General features: G+C 68.7%; 12 protein-coding genes. 5 read left to right on the top strand and 7 right to left on the bottom strand.

What is annotated here, in order from left to right:
* Window positions 1-4 precede the first annotated feature (4 nt).
* The 5 genes from DB31_RS03280 to DB31_RS03260 all read right to left on the bottom strand — a co-directional run bounded on the left by DB31_RS03280 (window position 5) and on the right by DB31_RS03260 (window position 4,227).
* Complete coding sequence (locus DB31_RS03280; protein WP_044181738.1) at window positions 5-751, bottom strand: MBL fold metallo-hydrolase; 747 nt, start codon at window positions 749-751, stop codon at window positions 5-7.
* 59 nt (window positions 752-810) lie between these two features.
* Window positions 811-2,010 carry an MFS transporter gene (locus DB31_RS03275; protein ID WP_044181737.1) on the bottom strand — a complete coding sequence of 400 codons (1,200 nt, stop codon included), beginning with the start codon at window positions 2,008-2,010 and terminating at the stop codon, window positions 811-813.
* Window positions 2,007-2,615 (bottom strand): TetR/AcrR family transcriptional regulator, encoded by a 609-nt coding sequence (locus DB31_RS03270; protein WP_075305827.1) that lies wholly within the window; start codon window positions 2,613-2,615, stop codon window positions 2,007-2,009. The genes DB31_RS03275 and DB31_RS03270 overlap by 4 nt, the downstream gene beginning before the upstream one ends.
* A gap of 89 nt (window positions 2,616-2,704) precedes the next feature.
* Complete coding sequence (locus DB31_RS03265; RefSeq protein ID WP_044181734.1) at window positions 2,705-3,244, bottom strand: adenine phosphoribosyltransferase; 540 nt, start codon at window positions 3,242-3,244, stop codon at window positions 2,705-2,707.
* Window positions 3,241-4,227 carry a 2-hydroxyacid dehydrogenase gene (locus tag DB31_RS03260; RefSeq protein ID WP_044181731.1) on the bottom strand — a complete coding sequence of 329 codons (987 nt, stop codon included), beginning with the start codon at window positions 4,225-4,227 and terminating at the stop codon, window positions 3,241-3,243. The genes DB31_RS03265 and DB31_RS03260 overlap by 4 nt, the downstream gene beginning before the upstream one ends.
* Before the next feature lie 135 nt (window positions 4,228-4,362).
* On the opposite strand from DB31_RS03260, the gene DB31_RS03255 reads away from it, so the two are divergent.
* From DB31_RS03255 to DB31_RS03240, 4 genes are all read left to right on the top strand, one after another.
* Window positions 4,363-7,662: a DEAD/DEAH box helicase gene (locus DB31_RS03255; protein WP_420806661.1), complete on the top strand. Its 3,300-nt coding sequence runs from the start codon at window positions 4,363-4,365 to the stop codon at window positions 7,660-7,662.
* Window positions 7,663-7,787: 125 nt separating this feature from the next.
* The gene (gene recN / locus DB31_RS03250; protein ID WP_044181726.1) at window positions 7,788-9,530 is read left to right on the top strand and encodes a DNA repair protein RecN; all 1,743 of its coding nucleotides are present in this window, start codon (window positions 7,788-7,790) and stop codon (window positions 9,528-9,530) included.
* Between the two features lie 59 nt (window positions 9,531-9,589).
* Window positions 9,590-10,387 carry a Stp1/IreP family PP2C-type Ser/Thr phosphatase gene (locus DB31_RS03245; RefSeq protein ID WP_044181723.1) on the top strand — a complete coding sequence of 266 codons (798 nt, stop codon included), beginning with the start codon at window positions 9,590-9,592 and terminating at the stop codon, window positions 10,385-10,387.
* A 222-nt stretch (window positions 10,388-10,609) separates the two neighbouring features.
* Window positions 10,610-11,527: a M23 family metallopeptidase gene (locus tag DB31_RS03240; RefSeq protein WP_044181722.1), complete on the top strand. Its 918-nt coding sequence runs from the start codon at window positions 10,610-10,612 to the stop codon at window positions 11,525-11,527.
* Here DB31_RS03240 and DB31_RS03235 read toward each other — a convergent pair.
* Both DB31_RS03235 and rlmM read right to left on the bottom strand, forming a co-directional pair.
* Entirely contained in the window at window positions 11,511-12,218 is a 708-nt protein-coding gene (locus tag DB31_RS03235) for a diguanylate cyclase domain-containing protein (protein WP_044181720.1), read from the bottom strand. The two genes, DB31_RS03240 and DB31_RS03235, sit on opposite strands and share 17 nt — an antisense overlap.
* Window positions 12,219-12,267: 49 nt before the next feature.
* Window positions 12,268-13,266 carry a 23S rRNA (cytidine(2498)-2'-O)-methyltransferase RlmM gene (rlmM, locus tag DB31_RS03230; protein ID WP_240486495.1) on the bottom strand — a complete coding sequence of 333 codons (999 nt, stop codon included), beginning with the start codon at window positions 13,264-13,266 and terminating at the stop codon, window positions 12,268-12,270.
* A 333-nt stretch (window positions 13,267-13,599) separates the two neighbouring features.
* Between rlmM and secA the strand changes: the two genes are divergently transcribed.
* Complete coding sequence (gene secA, locus DB31_RS03225; RefSeq protein WP_044181716.1) at window positions 13,600-16,425, top strand: preprotein translocase subunit SecA; 2,826 nt, start codon at window positions 13,600-13,602, stop codon at window positions 16,423-16,425.
* Window positions 16,426-16,510 lie beyond the last annotated feature (85 nt).

Here is a 16,510-nt window from a genome sequence, read left to right as displayed (position 1 = left end):
CGGCTCACACCGTGTAGCGGCGGCCCTGGGCGAGCGGCTCGATGTTGCTCGCCTGGAGGTCGAAGTTGTCCGGGTAGTGGATGAGCTTCATCTTGGCGCGAAGCTCGCTGGGGAGCTCGGCGAGCTTCGCGTACGGGGTGTGGACCCCGTAGTTCGTCTCGTGGATGACGAGGTCCGCCTCGGCCAGCCAGGAGATGAGCCCCTCGTCGAAAGAGGTGTCCGCGCTGTAGCCCAGGCTCCGGCCCCCGGCCTTGATGCGCAGGGCGGTGGTCGGCAGGTGGTGGTAGGTGAAGCGGCACTCGATGGAGAAGGGGCCGAACTGGACGGGGGCCTCGGTGGTGAGCGGCGTGTGGGTGAAGTAGTCCTCGAAGTGCTTGGGGTTGGGCGCCTCGCCCTGCTTCTCGATGAGGCACTCCATGCCGGCCGCGAGGTGGCCTTCCCACAGCCGCTTCGCTACGGAGGCGTGCGTGAGCAGGGGCATCTTCCGGTGCAGCAGGAAGAAGGAGAAGTAGCCCAGGCCCTCCAGTCCGGAGCTGTGGTCCGCGTGCAGGTGCGTGAGGGCCACGCCGGCCACACGGTCCACGTCGATGGGGACGCCCGAGGACTCGGAAGCCTCGCGCATCATCTTGCGGATGGGGTGGGGACAGTCGATGAGCAGCACCTGGCCCTCGGCCTCCACGGCGAGGCAGGAGGAGTAGCGCAGCGCGGAGAAGGCATCTCCAACGCCCAGGGGGATGAACGTGAGGCTCATGGCGGACTCCGGGACTCGATGAAGCGCAGACGCAGCTTGGCCGCGGCAGGGGCGGACATTCAATGCGGCTCAGCCGTTTGAAGATGCTGCGGCGGATGGAAGGTGAGCAGCACGTACGCTGTCCCCAGTGCGCACAGTGCGGCGGATAGCAGGAAGTGTCCCGAGTAGCCCAGCGCCTGTGCCGAGAAGCCGCTCACGGCCGCGGCTCCACCGGTAGCGATGACGACCAGTGAGGCCTGCACGGTGTAGTCGGTACCGGCATGCTCGGGGCGGCACTCGTGCATCATCACGGTGAACAGGGAGGCAGTGGCCATGCCGCTGGCCAGGTGCTCGACTCCGCACACGAGCGTGAGGAGCGCCATCGAGGCCCCACGCGCCGCGAACGCGTAGAGCAGCACGGCCCCCATCTGAACGAGGCCAAAGAGGATCAACGCCCGCCGGTACCCGAGCCGGTTCACCAGAGCGCCTCCCGCCAGCGCGCCGAGGAGCCCTGCCGTAAAGCCGACACCTCCGAGCATCCAGCTCAGGTCCGTGAGACTCAGCCCCGCGTCCACAAGGAAGGTGCGCAGCATGCCCGTCGCGAGCGCCTCGCCCGCCTTGTAGAGGACGAGCAGCATCAGCCACCCCGCCGTGCCAGGGCGCTTGAACCACCAGGCCAGATCCATGCTCTCGCGAGCTGGCGGCGCGGACGGAGGCTCCCGGTAGAGCGCGATGGGCACGGTGGCCACGAGCAGCATGGCTCCGAGGCTCAGCAGGGTGGGGCGCCAGCCCGCCGCGTCGAACACCGCCAGAATCAACCCGCCGCCCAGGATCATCCCCACCCGGTACGCCGCCACCTGCACGCCGTTCCCCAGCCCCAGCTCCCGCGCCGCGAGCAGGTTCACCGCGAGCCCGTCCGTGGCCACGTCCTGAGTCGCCGCCAGCAGGTTCACCACCAGCACCACGCCCAGCAGGAGCTGGGTGCTCGGCGCCCCCGAAGGAAGCGCGAGCAGCAGGAGCACTCCCGCGGAGAGCAGCTGGAGCGGGAGGATGTACCCACGCCGCCGACCGAGCCGCTCCGAGCCGTGCCGATCCATCAGCGGCGCCCAGACGAACTTCAGCGCCCAGGGCAGCAGGAGCAGGTACGTCAGGCCGATGTTGGGCAGGGACATGCCCTGCTTGCGCAGCAGCGCTGGCAGCGCCTGGGTGAAGAAGCCGTAGGGCAGCCCCTGCGACAGATACAGGCTCGACAGCAGGCCGATCTTCGTCGCGGTCTTCATGACTCCTCCGAGCCCTGTGCCGTGTCGAGCAACCCCGCGGCCATGCGCTTCACGGTGCTCGCGGCGGAGCCCGGGGGCACCAGCCCCGGCACGGACGCGGCCAACACGAAGTAGCCCTGGATGGCCGCGAAGAGCCCGGCCGCCACCGCCGGAGCCCGCCGCTTCCCCGTCACTGCGGCCACCAGCTCCTCCAATTGCGCGATGTCCGTCCGCACCACCTTCTCGTAGATGGCGCGCACCTCGGGCTGCCGGATGGCCTCGGCGCTGATGGTGACCCAGCTCGCCACCGCGTGTGGATCCGCGTCCGCCCCCGTCGCCAGGAACGCATCCAGGAACGCGTCCACTTTGGCCCGTGCGTCCCCTCCCTTCACCCGCGCCAGCCGTGAGGCCACGCGCTCGTGCACGCGCGCCGCGAGCTGCTCCGCCAGCGTCAGGAGGATCTCCTGCTTGTCCTTGAAGTGGTAGTGCACCAGCCCCGGAGCCAGCCCCGCCGCCTTGGCGATCGCCGCCACCGAGGCGCCCTCGTAGCCGCGCTCTGCCATGACCCGCAGCAGACCCGCGACAATCTGCTGGCGGCGCTCCTCGGTGTTGGATGGACGGCCCACGGTATCCTCGGATTTATTGGTTAGTCGACCAATTTATAAACAGCCAGGGTGGCGGTGTCAACGTGCCGAGGACGCCACTCCAGCCGGGCCTACAGGGTGATGACGCTGCGCACGCGGTCGGCGCCCAAGCGCTTCGCGCCATCCAGGAAGCCGAGCACCATGAGGAAGCTGAAGCCCACCAGCTCGCCGCCCAGCTGCGAGGTGAGCTTGGCGGTGGCCTCGGCGGTGCCACCGGTGGCCAGCACGTCGTCCACGATGATGGCCCGCTCGCCCTTGAGGATGGCGTCCTGGTGCAGCTCCAGCCCATCCGAGCCGTACTCCAGGGAGTAGCGCTCGACGACGGTGCGGTGGGGCAGCTTGCCGGGCTTGCGCGCCGGGACGAAGCCCGCATTGAGCGCCAGCGCCACGGGCGCTCCCAAGATGAAGCCGCGCGCCTCCACGCCGATGACCTTGGTGATGTGCTGGCCCCGGAAGGGCGCCGCCATGGCGTTGATGACGCGGCCGAAGAGGACTGGGTCCGCCAGCAGCGGGGTGATGTCCTTGAAGACGATGCCGGGGCGAGGGAAGTCCTGAACGTCGCGCAGGCGGGCCTTCACTTCATCGGCGAGGGAGAGATCAGCGGCGGTCATGAGAACAGCTCCGGGTTGACGCAGTGGGGAGGGCGGCGCCCCTCCAGCGCGGCGAGGAGGTTATCCGCGGCCATGGAGGCCATGCGGCCGCGGGTGGCATGGCTCGCGCTGGCGATGTGGGGCGCGAGCAGCACGTTGGGGGCGGTGAGCAAGGGGCTGTCCAGGGGCAGCGGCTCGGGATCCGTGACATCCAACGCCGCGCCTCCCAGCCGTCCCTGGACGAGCGCCTCGGCAAGCGCGGCCTGATCCACCACCGGGCCTCGGGCGGTGTTGATGAGCAGGGCGCCGGGCTTCATCGCGGCCAGCTCGGAGCGGCCCACCCAGTGGCGGGTCTCCGGCGTGAGCGGCACGTGCAGGCTGAGGAAGTCCGACTCGGCGAGCAGCGTGGCCTTGTCCACGCGCCGCAGCCCCAGCTCGGCCTCCAGCTCCGGGCGAGCCTGCCGGTTGACGTACAGCACGCGCATCCCGAAGCCTCGGGCCCGCCGGGCCATTGCGGCGCCAATCTTCCCCAGCCCCACGAGCCCGAGCGTGGCCCCGTGGATGTCCGCCCCCAGCAGCAGGGTCGGGGACCAGGTGCGCCACCGGCCCGCGCGTACGTACGCATCTGCCTCCGCCACCCGCCGCGCCAGGCCCATGAGCATGGCGAAGGCGAAGTCCGCCGTCGTCTCCGTCAGGACGCCCGGAGTATTGCCCACCGGGATGCGGCGCGCCGTACATGCCGCTACATCGATGTTGTCGTAGCCCACCGCCACGTTGCTCACGACTCGCAGGGAGGGGGCGGCGGCGAGCAGCGGCTCGTCCACCCGGTCGGTGAGCAGGGTGATGAGCCCGTCCATGCCTCGGACCAGCTCCAGGAGCGTCTCCCGAGGCGGGGGCAGCTCGTCCTCCCAGACTCGCAGGTCCACGTGCCTGCTTAGCCGGTCGAGGGCCTCTCCAGGGAGCTGGCGGGTGACGAGGACACGAGGGGGGAGGGGAGGCGCCATGGCGGGCGTTGATCCTCTCACAGCCGAGCGCCTTCAGGGGCTCGGTCTGCCGCGCGTTGAACGGCTTGGCTGATTCCCTTCAACGCAGCCAGCCATCTCTGTGGTACACGGGGGGATTCCCCCGATCTGGGGCCTTTGCGACCTGTGCAATCGACCGTCGACACCCGAGAGACTCTTCCACCGCAGGACGGCCAGTGGCTGCGCGCCCTGAGGGCCGAGGTACAGCCCACAACCTTCAAGAAGGGCCGTGAGTGCGCCGAGACGCGCCGCGTCTTTGGACTTCAGCGCCAGGGCGACCGCATCTTCGCCCAAGTGGCTGGCTCCTCCGGCGAGCGCTACGAGGTGGCGCTGGAGCCCAAGGACGGCAAGGTCACCTCCAAGTGCTCCTGCCCGTCCTGGAATACCTATGGGCCCCACTGCAAGCACGTGGTAGCCGCGGCGCTCATCTACGCCGCTCGCTTCCGCCCGCCCCCGCCTCCGGACAAGGCCGCCGCGCAGAAGGCCGCGCCCGCGCCCGCCGCTCCTCCCGCCGTCGCTGCTCCGCGCCCGGAGGAAGAAGCCGAGGCGGACAGTGTGGCCGACGAGGAGGAGGTCCCCGTCCCGGAGCTCCCGCCCGGCGTTGATGCGGTGAACCTGCCGGCGCTGGCGAAGGTGGAGAGCTGGCTGGGGCTTTCCTCGCAGCCGGACTACGAGTTCCTCTACCGGTTGACGCCCGCCAACACGGGCCCGGGTGGCCGGCACTGGGTGCTGGATGTGCGCCGCCAGGACGCCCAGATGAAGGGCCCCGTGCACGTGAAGCGCTTGCTCCAGGCAGGCACGCGCATCGCCCCCTCGGACGAGCGCGTGTTCCTCGTGCTCGCCCGGCACGAGCACCGGTACGACTCGCGCATCGTGGTCTCCGATGAGGATCTCTCGGAGCTGCTGGATCTGCTGCGCCAGCGCCGCATCATCTACCGGGGCACGCAGCTGATCTTCTCGGACGTGCCCGTGCGCCCGCAGATCCACCTGGAGTCCCGCCCGGACGGAGCCACCGCTCGCATCGAGCTGCTCTTCCCGGATGGGGTGGGCGTGCCGCTCAAGGACGTCATCCTGCTCGCGGGGCGCCGCACCTGGGCCATCCAGGCGCAGAACCTGTACCCGGTGGAGCCGGACTTCCCGCCCCGGCTGCTGCGCAAGTGGCTGCTGGAGCCCACCATGTCCTTCCCGGCGGCGCAGCTGGACCGGGTGCTGACGTTCTTCGCCGCGCACCTGCCGCGCTTCCGCATGGTGCTCAAGGCGGACAACCTGGACGTGGACGAGTCCGTGGAGCCGCACTTCGTCCTCACGCTGGAGGGCAACGCGGACCGCGTGAAGGTGCTGCTCGCCGCGCGCTACGGACAGACGACGGTGCCGGTGTCGCCCTCGGCGACGCACCTGGGCTACGCCAGCGGTGTGGGCAACGAGAGCCGCAAGCTCTACCGCCGCCGCGAGGAGCTGGAGCGCGCCGCCGGCAAGCTGCTCACGGAGATGGGCCTGCGCTACGACGGGCAGAGCCATGGCTACGAGGCCAGCGGGGACGTGGCGCTGGAGTTCTGGGCGCGCGGGCTCGGCTCGCTGCCGGAGAGCTGGGAGCGCTTCGGCGTGCAGGCCCCCAAGGTGCGCCTGCGGCCCAAGCTCAAGCCGCGCATCCGCGTGGGCATGAGCGGGGTGAACTGGTTCGATCTCGACGCCGAGTTCGTCACCGATGATCAGGCGGTGGACCTGGGCGCCGTGCGCATGTGGCTGGAGTCCGGCCGGCGCTTCGTGCCGCTCAAGGACGGCACCTTCGCGGAGGCGGATCCCGCCGAGCTCAAGCGCGTGGCGGACATCCTCGAGGAAGTGGGCGCCATGCCGGGCCGCACGCGCACGCGGCTGCCGCTGCACCAGGCCGTGGCGCTCGACTTGCTCGCGGACCTGGGCGAGTTCACCGAGGTGGAGGCCAAGGCGCGCCAGGCCATGCTGGAGCTGCGCGACACCAACGGCGTGCCCAAGGTCGCCGTCCCCGAGGGGCTCCAGGCCACGCTGCGCCACTATCAGGAGGCGGGGCTCGCGTGGCTCTGGTTCCTGCACAGGCACGGCCTGTCCGGCATCCTCGCGGACGACATGGGTCTCGGGAAGACGATCCAGTCCCTGAGCCTGCTGCAGAAGGTGAACAACGAGGAGGGCCGCAAGCCGTCGCTCGTGGTGGCTCCCACCAGCGTGCTCGCCAACTGGGAGCGCGAGGCCGAGCGCTTCACCCCGAAGCTGAAGACGATGGTGTGGCACGGCCAGGACCGCAAGGAGCGCACCGAGGACCTCAAGGACGTGGACCTCGTGCTCACCTCCTATGCGCTGGTTCGCCGGGACCTGGAACAGCTCTCCGAGGTCGGCTTCCGTTACGTCATCCTCGACGAGGCGCAGAACATCAAGAACGCGGACAGCGCCACGGCGCAGGCCTGCAAGTCGCTGCCCAGCGAGACCCGCTTGGCGCTCACGGGCACGCCGCTGGAGAACCGCCTGAGCGAGCTGTGGAGCCTCTTCGACTTCCTGATGCCGGGCTTCCTCGGCAGCGCGGAGGGCTTCAGCGACCGCTACGAGCAGCCGATCCAGGTGGCCAATGACATCGGCGTGAGGGACCGCCTGCGCCGCCGCATCCAGCCCTTCATCTTGCGCCGCCTGAAGACAGAGGTGGCCAGCGATCTGCCTCCGAAGACGGAGAGCGTCGCGTGGTGCGAGATGGAGCCGGGCCAGGCCGCGCTCTACCGCGAGGTGCTCGAGGAGAGCCGCCGCAAGGTGAGCGAGAGCATCGAGAAGGTGGGCTTCAAGCGCAGCCGCGTGTCCATCCTCGCCGCGCTGATGCGGCTGCGGCAGGTGTGCTGTGATCCGCGCCTGCTCAAGCTGCCGCCCAACACGCTGTTGCCCTCCAGCGCCAAGCTGGAGCGCTTCGGCCAGCTCGTGGACGACCTCGTGGCCGAGGGCCACCGCGCGCTCGTCTTCAGCCAGTTCACGGAGATGCTGGAGCTGCTCAAGAGCGAGGCCGACAAGCGGGGCCTGCAGTACCTCTATCTGGACGGCCGCACCAAGGACCGCATGGCCAAGGTGGACGACTTCAACCGCCCGGACGGCCCGCCGCTGTTCTTCATCAGCCTCAAGGCGGGCGGCACTGGACTCAACCTCACGGCCGCTGACTACGTCATCCACTACGATCCCTGGTGGAACCCGGCGGTGGAGGACCAGGCCACGGACCGCACCCACCGCATTGGCCAGACCCGGGCCGTCATCAGCTACAAGCTCATTACCCGGGGCACGGTGGAGGAGAAGATCCTCTCACTCCAGAAGCGGAAGAAGGACCTGGCCGCTGGGGTGCTCGGCGGGGATGGAGACTTTGGTAAGTCCCTGACGGAACAGGACATTCAGGATCTGTTCACCGGAGAGTGACGGCCCGTCGTCTTCTCTCCCACCTCCGCAACCGTGCAGGCGACTGTACGGAACGTCTGTGCAGTGCCTTCGTTACCTGCTAGGGTGTTCAGTGCCTGGGCGCCAAAGCAGATATCGGAGGGCGTGTGCTGCTGGGACTTCGGATTTCGAACGTGGCGGTGATTGAAGAGGTGGAGGTTGGGTTCGGGGCCGGATTGACCGTGCTCACCGGTGAGACGGGAGCGGGCAAGTCCATCCTCGTGGATGCACTGGGGCTGCTGCTGGGCGGCCGGGCGGACGCGGACGTCATCCGCGCGGGCCGCGACGAGGCCTCCGTGGAGGGCATCTTCGCGCGCACTCCGGTGGTGGCCGAGCGTCTGGAAGAGCTGGGGTTGCCGGACCTGGGCGAGGAAGTGCTGGTGCGCCGCGTGGTGGGGCGCAACGGCCGCGCCAAGGCCTATGTGAACGGCTCGCTGGTGACGGTGGGGATTCTCGGCCGGCTCACCCGGGGGCTGGTGGACATTGCCGGCCAGCACGAGCACGTGAGCCTGTTCGACTCCAGCCTGCACCGCACGCTGCTGGATCGGTACGGGAACCTCTCCGAGGCGCTCGAGGCCTATGGCCAGCACTTCGCCGCCGTGCGCGAGCTGGAGGCGAAGATGGAGTCGCTGGGCGGCGACGAGGCCCGCGTGCGCGAGCGCGCCGAGTTCCTGCGCTTCCAACTGGATGAGATCAACCGCCTGGATCCCGCTCCGGGCGAGGACGCCAAGCTGGACGTGGAGCGGCGCCGGCTGGCCGGAGCGGAAAAGCTCAAGCGCCAGGCCGCCGAGGCCGAGCTGCTCGTCTCGGGTGACGAGAGCTCGGCCCTGGAGACGGTGGGGCGGGCGCTGGGGCTCTTGAACGACGCACTGCGGTGTGACGCGACACTCGGGCCCCTGGTTCAGTCCATGGGCACTGCCATGGCGGAGCTGGAGGAGGCCCAGCGCAAGCTGAGCCGCTACGCCGAGGGGTTGGAGTCGGATCCCTCCCGGCTGGGCGAGGTGGAGGAGCGCTTGGACGCCATCAAGCGCCTGTGCCGCAAGCACGGCGCGGCCCTCGAAGGTGTGCTCCAGAAGCGCGGCGAGCTGGAGGCGGAGCTGTCCACCCTGGAGAACCGCCAGGAGATCCTCGAGGGGCTCGCCAAGGAGAAGCAGGCGGCAGAGGCCCGTGCGAGAGAGAGTGCTACAGGCCTGTCGCGCGCCCGCGCTGCCTGTGCGGGTCGGTTCTCCCTCCAAGTGCGGGAGGGGCTGGCGGGCCTGGCCCTGGGCAAGGCGGCCTTCGAGGTGAGGGTGACGCAGGGCACCACCCTCCGGCCCGAGGGCCTGGACGAGGTGGAGTTCTTCTTCAGCGCCAACCCGGGCGAGCCGCCCCGGCCTCTGGCCAAGGTGGCCTCGGGAGGCGAGGCGAGCCGGCTCCTGCTGGCCCTCAAGCGAGCCCTGGCGGGCAGCGACGGGTGCGGGTGTTACGTGCTGGACGAAGCAGACTCGGGGGTGAGCGGGGCCATCGCGGATGTCGTGGGACGGATGATCAAGGAGGTCTCCGGGCACCGCCAGGTCCTGTGCATCACCCACCTGCCTCAGGTGGCTGCCTACGCGGACGCCCACCTGCTCATCCGCAAGGGGCTCAAGGGCGAGCGCACCGTCTCCGAGGTGGTTCCCCTGGCGGCGGGGGCCGAGCGGACGCATGAGCTGGCCCGAATGCTCTCCGGGGTCGAGGTGACTCGGGAGGCACTGGGGGCGGCCGAGGCCCTGGTTCGTTCGGCGCACCGCGCCTTGGGGGCTCCCCCCCGGCCCCGGCGTGAGCCGACGCCTGGGGGAGGGGCCCGGGGGCGCCTTCGACAGAGCGCTTGAAGACGCCACGAGCATTCGCATCCTTGCCCCGCTCCAAGTCGTCACATAGCATCCCTACCGTGTCCAAAACCGCAGGACAGAGCGCGGCACCGCGGCTGAAGGTCGTCTCGGCTGGTCAGACCGACGTCGGTCGGAAGCGCAACCACAACGAGGACAGCTTCCTCATCGACGACGAGCTGCAGCTCTACGTCGTGGCGGATGGCATGGGTGGCCATGCCGGCGGAGGCACTGCCTCCCGGATCGCCGTCGAGACCATCGACAAGGAACTGCGCAAGGCGCGTGAGACTCGGGACAACCCGTTCATCACCGTCCCCAACCTCCAGGAGGCCCTCATCCCCGAGGCCATTCGCGGCGCCGTGGAGCGGGCCTGTCTGGCCATCTACACCGCCGCCCAGGAGGACCCACGCCTGTCCGGCATGGGCACCACCGTCATCTCCCTGGTGGTGAGGGACGATCAGGCCTTCTTCGCCCACGTCGGCGACAGCCGCGCCTATCTGATCCGGGGAGAGCTGATTCAGCAGATCAGCGAGGACCACTCGCTCGTCAACGAGCAGATCAAGGCGGGGATGATCACGCCCGAGGAGGCCAAGCACTCCCGGTACAAGAACATCATCACCCGCTCCGTGGGCTTCGAAGAGGAAGTCCAGGTGGACGTCATGGGCGTCCTGGCCGAGCCCGGCGACGTCTACCTGCTTTGTTCGGACGGCTTGGCCAACATGCTCGAGGACCGCGAGATCCACGAGCTCGTCAACGGCACGCCCAACCTCCAGGACATGCCGAAGCGGCTCATCGACATGGCCAACGAGCGGGGCGGGGACGACAACATCACCGTCATCGTCGTGCAGATCCAGGGCTGACGGATCATTCCACGGCAACAGCACCATCCAGGCGTACGGGCTCTCTTCGCCTTGACACCTTGGAAATACGGATGATAGCTGCGCAAACTGTTCCAGTTTCGGCGAAATGCCGCAGACTGATGGACAGGGCGGGTCAGGCTGCTGGGGCAGGTGTGGCGCGGAAGCTGAGGCACTAAAGTTTGCGCGCCGTGGTGCACACCCAATGCAAGCGGGAGCTGTTGCGTGGCGAATAAGACCTACACCGTCATGGTGGTCTCGGACCACAATGCACCGGTCAAGCGCTACCACATCCAGAAGTCCCTCATCGTCCAGCTGGCGGTGGGAGTGGCGCTGGTGGCAAGCGTGGCGACGGGGGCGACGGTCCACTACTTCCAGGTGGCGAAGGACGCCGCCGAGAACCGCATCCTTCGGGACGAGAACCTCACCCTGCGCACCCAGCTGAAGTCGGTGCGCGAGCGTATCGAGCACATTGGCTCCACGCTGGACCGGGTGGAGCGCTTCGACCAGAAGCTGCGCGCGGTGACGATGTTGTCGGATCCTCAGCGCAACCTGGCCATGGGCCCCACGGAGCCGGAGCCCGGCACCACCTCGCCTACCACGGACACGCAGTTCACCCAGCTGACGACCAACGACAAGCCCGAGGCCCTCATGGGCCGGCTGGACAAGCTGTCGGCGGAGGCCACGCGCCAGGAGCAGAGCCTCCAGGAACTGCAGGCGTACTTCCAGGATCAGCGGTCGCTGCTGGCGTCCACGCCCTCCATCTGGCCCGCGCGCGGCTGGGTGACGAGCGACTTCGGCCAGCGGCTGGACCCGTACACGGCGGACCGGATCATGCACCAGGGCCTCGACATCGCGGCGCCGCATGGCAAGGAAGTGTTCTCGCCGTCGGACGGCACGGTGGTGTTCGCGGGGCTCGAGGGCGGCTACGGCAACGTGATCGTCATCGACCACGGCTATGGCATCAAGACGCGCTACGGCCACCTGTCGAAGATCCTGGTGAAGGCCGGTGACCGGGTGAAGCGCGGTGCGCTGATCGCGGCGGTGGGCAACACGGGCCGCTCGACGGGACCGCACCTCCACTATGAGGTGCGCGTGAACGGCATCCCGCAGAACCCTCGGAAGTTCATCCTCTCGGAGTAGGCGGTCCGGGGACGAAGCCGTCGAGGCGGATGCGCCTCCGTTGCACCTCGTCCTCGGTCCTCCCTTGCCGCTCCATCACGTGGGCCCGCTCCAACTCGGCCCACAGCAGCGGCCCCAGCACCTGCCAGTGGGAAGGTTGGTCCACGGTGAGCTCCATGACGGACACCGTGTGCCGAGGCATGTCCTGCGTCGGCGTGCCCGCAGGGAGCACCTTCGCCACATCCTCCGAGAGCCGCGTGCGCGTGGCCTCCCGCTGTCCCTCCTGGGCAGTGAGCTGAGAGGTGGGGGTGAGCAGCGCGGCGAACGCGTCCGGGTGGATGCGCACCACCTTGGCTCCCGGGTATTGCGCGGCCAGTGAGTCCACCGTGGCCTTGAGCACGGCGTCTCCCACGCCGAAGCCGAAGCGCGCGTTGATGGTGATCATGCCCTGCACGTCCGCGATGACGGCACCCACGCGCCAGCCGTCGTGATGGGCGTGGGTGGACAGGTCGAACTCCTCTTTCAGGAGGCTGCCCTGGGTGAGCGCGAGCGCGGGAATGGCGCCCAGCTTGTCCGGCTGGCCCCGGCGAGCGCGCTCGGCCTCGAGCAGGGTCTCCACGGCAAGCTGGACGGGCTGGGGACTGCGGGCGACCGCCCAGGGGTGCAGGGCGATGAGCGCGGTGGCGGTAGCGTCGTCGACGGAGTAGGGCATCTCCGCTCTTGTAGCGCGGAGCCCTCGGCCGCGCAGATTCCTGGCCTGCTCAGCGGCGGTGGGCCGTCACCGTCACCTCATCCCGATCATGGTAGAGCTGGCGGACGGTCAGCCCCTTCCAGCCGCCGTCCTCGGTGAGCGTGTGGCGCACGCGCAGGAGGATGGGGTTCTTGTCGTTCATGGGCAGCTTGATGTTGGCCACCAGGTGAGAGGCCCATCCGCGCCGCCCCCACTTGGCCAGCAGCTGCGCCACCTCCAGCGGGCGCCACGCCATGTCGCAGAAGAGCCAGTCCACGGGCTCCTCGGGGGCGAAGGCGAAGGCGCTCTCCTGTACGTGCCGTACGCGAGGATTCGAGGCCAGCTCGGGCATGAGCCGCGCTGGATCCACCGCGATGACCTTGGCTCCGCGCGACACCAGCCGCTGCGTCCATCCGCCCGGAGCGGCGCCGAGGTCCACGCAGACGTCTCCTCGGCCCGGCTCGAAGGGCAGCCCATCGAGTGCCTCCTCGAGCTTCATCGCTGCCCGGGAGGGGGACTCGCCCGCGCGCTTCATTCGCCGGCGGCCGCCGGGGGCCAGCGACAGGGCCTCACGGGCGGGCACAACGCCCACCGTCACGGCGCCCGGCGCCACACAGAGGGAGACCAGCTGTGCTCCCGTCTCCCGGGCCCGGTCCGTGTCCTCTAGCAGACGGTTGGCGGGGAGGAGCCCACGCACGGTCTCCCGGAGGGCGTCGGCCTCGGCGGCCAGTGCATTTCCCCGAGGCGTGTCCGGCGTAAAGGCCTGGAGCACGATCGGCGCCGAAGCAGGCAGTGCAGCGACAGCCTGCGCCATCGCGGGCGCAAGCTCGGGAGCCGCCCCCGGGAAGCTGGCGAGCACCCGGAAGCTCTGCCGCGCGAAGGCCAGAACGAGCCCCTGCTTCCCCTCGCTCTCCACGAGGGCCTCGCCCAGCACCCGCGGCTCGGCCCCCGCCCAGGCCAGCTCCTCATAAAGGTGGGGCTCGAAGCCGATGCGACACGTCCACAGCCACCGCCCGGGACGAGCGGCCACGGTCTGTGGAGGTGTAGGGGGCATCCGCACCCTGAGTGGAATGCGAGGTCCGGGCGAGGCGCTGTCAGGCCGCTCGGGGGAGCGGCCCTGGGCGCGGGGCGGACGCTGCCCTGGAGGGCCAGAGGGGCGACGATTCTGGGGTTTTCGGTGTCGGGGCATTGCGTGGGCTCGGTTCCGCTTTACTCTGTCCTGACCGCGCGCAGGGCAGACGGGCAAGAGGAATGCCTCGGGAGCGCGCGTGGTTTTCCCGAGGTTCCCTCTTACATCTCCAGGGATTTCCCTTCACTCGCTGCCTCCCTTCGGGGATTCTCGCGGCGCGAGAGAACTGAACGCATGATCGAATGGACTTTAAAGAAGCTCATCGGGACGAAGAATGAGCGCGAGCTCAAGAAGGCCCGTCACAAGGTTGCCCGCGTCAACGAGCTGGAAAGCAAGATGCGGGAGCTCAAGGACGAGGACTTCCCCACCACGACTGCCCGCCTGAAGCAGGAGGTGGCCAACGGCCGCTCCCTGGACGACGTGCTCTTCGAGGCCTTCGCGCTCACGCGCGAGGCGGCACGCCGGGTGATCGGCCAGCGGCACTACGACGTGCAGCTCATCGGCGGCATGTTCCTGCATGAGGGGAACATCGCCGAGATGCGCACGGGCGAGGGCAAGACGCTGACGGCGACGCTGCCCAGCTACCTCAACGCGCTGTCCGGGCGTGGCGTGCACGTGGTGACGGTGAACGACTACCTGGCCCGCCGCGACTCCGAGTGGATGGGCCGCATCTACCGCTTCATGGGGATGAACACCGGCTGCATCCTGCATGACCTGACGGACAAGCAGCGCCAGGACGCGTACCGCCGGGACATCACCTACGGCCAGAACAATGAGTTCGGCTTCGACTACCTGCGCGACAACATGAAGTTCCGTCTGCAGGACTACGTCCAGCGCGAGCTGAACTACGCCATCGTAGACGAGGTGGACTCGATCCTCATCGACGAGGCCCGTACGCCGCTCATCATCTCGGGTCCCACCGAGGACAGCACCGACAAGTACTACCGCGTGGACCAGGTCATCCCGGGCCTGGTGCCGGACCAGGACTACACCCTGGACGAGAAGGCGCGCTCGGTGTCCCTCACGGACGATGGCATCGAGAAGCTGCAGCAGCGGCTGGGGGTCGGCAACCTCTACGATCCGGGCGAGATCGAGACGCTGCACCACGTGGAGCAAGGCCTGCGCGCGCACACGCTGTACAAGCGCGACAAGGACTACGTGGTGAAGGACGGCGAGGTGATGATCGTCGACGAGTTCACCGGCCGCTTGATGCCGGGGCGCCGCTGGTCGGACGGTCTGCACCAGGCCGTCGAGGCCAAGGAGAAGGTGAAGATCGAGAACGAGAACCAGACGCTGGCGACCATCTCGTTCCAGAACTACTTCCGCATGTACTCGAAGCTGTCGGGCATGACGGGAACGGCCGACACCGAGGCCGAGGAGTTCGCGAAGATCTACAACCTGGACGTGCGCGTCATCCCGACCAACCGCGCCATGGTCCGCAAGGATCTGGAGGACGTGGTCTACAAGACGGAGCGCGAGAAGTTCGAGGCGGCGGCCAAGGAGATCGCGGAACTGCACAAGAAGGGGCAGCCGGTGCTGGTGGGCACTGTCTCCATCGCCAAGAGCGAGGTGGTGTCCAACTTCCTCAAGAAGGAGGGCGTGCCGCACAACGTGCTGAACGCCAAGCAGCACCAGCGCGAGGCGGACATCGTCGCGCAGGCGGGCCGCAAGGGCGCCGTCACCATCTCCACCAACATGGCCGGCCGCGGTACGGACATCCTCCTGGGCGGCAACGCGGAGGTGATGACCAAGGGCGCGGTGGGCCCTGAGCCCCAGCCTCCCGAGCCCGTGGAGGGCGAGACGCCGGAGCAGGCCGAGGCGGCGAAGGTGGCCTACGAGCAGCAGCACGCCGAATGGAAGAAGCTGCACGACGAGACGCTGGCGAAGTTCACCGAGCAGACCAAGGCCGAGCGCACCGAGGTGATGAACATCGGCGGCCTCTTCATCCTGGGCACCGAGCGCCACGAGTCGCGGCGCATCGACAACCAGCTGCGTGGCCGCGCCGGCCGCCAGGGTGACCCGGGTGGCAGCCGCTTCTTCCTGTCGCTCGAGGATGACCTGATGCGCATCTTCGGGTCTGAGCGCATCACGAGCTTGATGGAGCGCCTCGGCATGGAGGAGGGCGAGGTCATCGAGCACACGTGGCTCAGCCGCGCCATCGAGGGAGCCCAGAAGCGCGTCGAAGGCCACAACTTCGACATCCGCAAGAACCTCCTCGAGTACGACGACGTGATGAACCAGCAGCGGCGCACCATCTACAAGCTGCGCCGTCAGGTGCTGGCCGCCGGTGCCGGCATCCCGCTCATCGAGTACGACGAGGACAAGAAGACCAAGGCGAAGATCCGCAGCGAGCAGACCGTGTCCTGGGCCGACTTCAAGGAGATGGTGCTCGACTCGCTGGAGGACTCCATCGTCCAGCTGACGGACACCTACCTGCCGACGAAGAACCCGGCCACGTGGGACCTGGAGGCGCTCCAGCGCAATGTGAAGGATGTCTACGACCTGAACCTCAGCTTCGAGGCCGCGGGCGACCGCGAGACGGTCGAGAACGACGTCTACAAGGCAGCCGAGAAGGTCATCACCCAGCGCGAGCAGGAGTTCGGCGAGGACTTCCTGCGCTTCCTGCAGTACCGGTACTTGGCGACCATCGACCAGCTGTGGAAGGACCACCTGCTGGCCATGGACCACCTGCGGCAGGGCATCGGCCTGCGCGGGTACGGCCAGAAGGACCCGAAGCAGGAGTACAAGAAGGAAGGCTACAACGGCTTCATCCAGATGCTGGGGGCCATCAAGACGCAGTTCGTCAGCCAGATGATGCGGGTGCAGGCGCGCGCCAACACGGCCGAGGAGACGGCCCGCATCCAGCGGCAGATGGCGCAGCGGCAGAAGCAGGCCCACGAGGGCCGGGCGACCGAGGAGGGCAAGCTGGACGAGGCCTCCGTGGCGCCCAAGGCTCCGGCCAAGGCCGACGGGCCTCGGGTGGGCCGCAACGATCCGTGCCCCTGTGGCAGCGGGCGCAAGTACAAGAAGTGCCACGGCGCCGCCGAGGCGAACGTCTAGCCCAGGCTCACGCTGAGCAGTCCCAGCCGGCGCGGTCTCTCCTCCTTCGGGAGCGAGGGCCGCGCCGGTGGCTTTTCAGGGCTCC

Source organism: Hyalangium minutum (assembly GCF_000737315.1).
Classification (GTDB): Bacteria; Myxococcota; Myxococcia; order Myxococcales; family Myxococcaceae; genus Hyalangium; species Hyalangium minutum.
This window is presented reverse-complemented; position numbering and strand designations above follow the sequence as displayed.

What these genes read in the sequence shown, in the direction of transcription:
- DB31_RS03260 (WP_044181731.1), bottom strand. Translation starts at nt 4,227, where the DNA reads ATGGCGCCTCCCCTCCCCCCTCGTGTCCTCGTCACCCGCCAGCTCCCT.
- secA (WP_044181716.1), top strand. Translation starts at nt 13,600, where the DNA reads ATGATCGAATGGACTTTAAAGAAGCTCATCGGGACGAAGAATGAGCGC.
- DB31_RS03265 (WP_044181734.1), bottom strand. Translation starts at nt 3,244, where the DNA reads ATGACCGCCGCTGATCTCTCCCTCGCCGATGAAGTGAAGGCCCGCCTG.
- DB31_RS03280 (WP_044181738.1), bottom strand. Translation starts at nt 751, where the DNA reads ATGAGCCTCACGTTCATCCCCCTGGGCGTTGGAGATGCCTTCTCCGCG.
- DB31_RS03235 (WP_044181720.1), bottom strand. Translation starts at nt 12,218, where the DNA reads ATGCCCTACTCCGTCGACGACGCTACCGCCACCGCGCTCATCGCCCTG.
- DB31_RS03275 (WP_044181737.1), bottom strand. Translation starts at nt 2,010, where the DNA reads ATGAAGACCGCGACGAAGATCGGCCTGCTGTCGAGCCTGTATCTGTCG.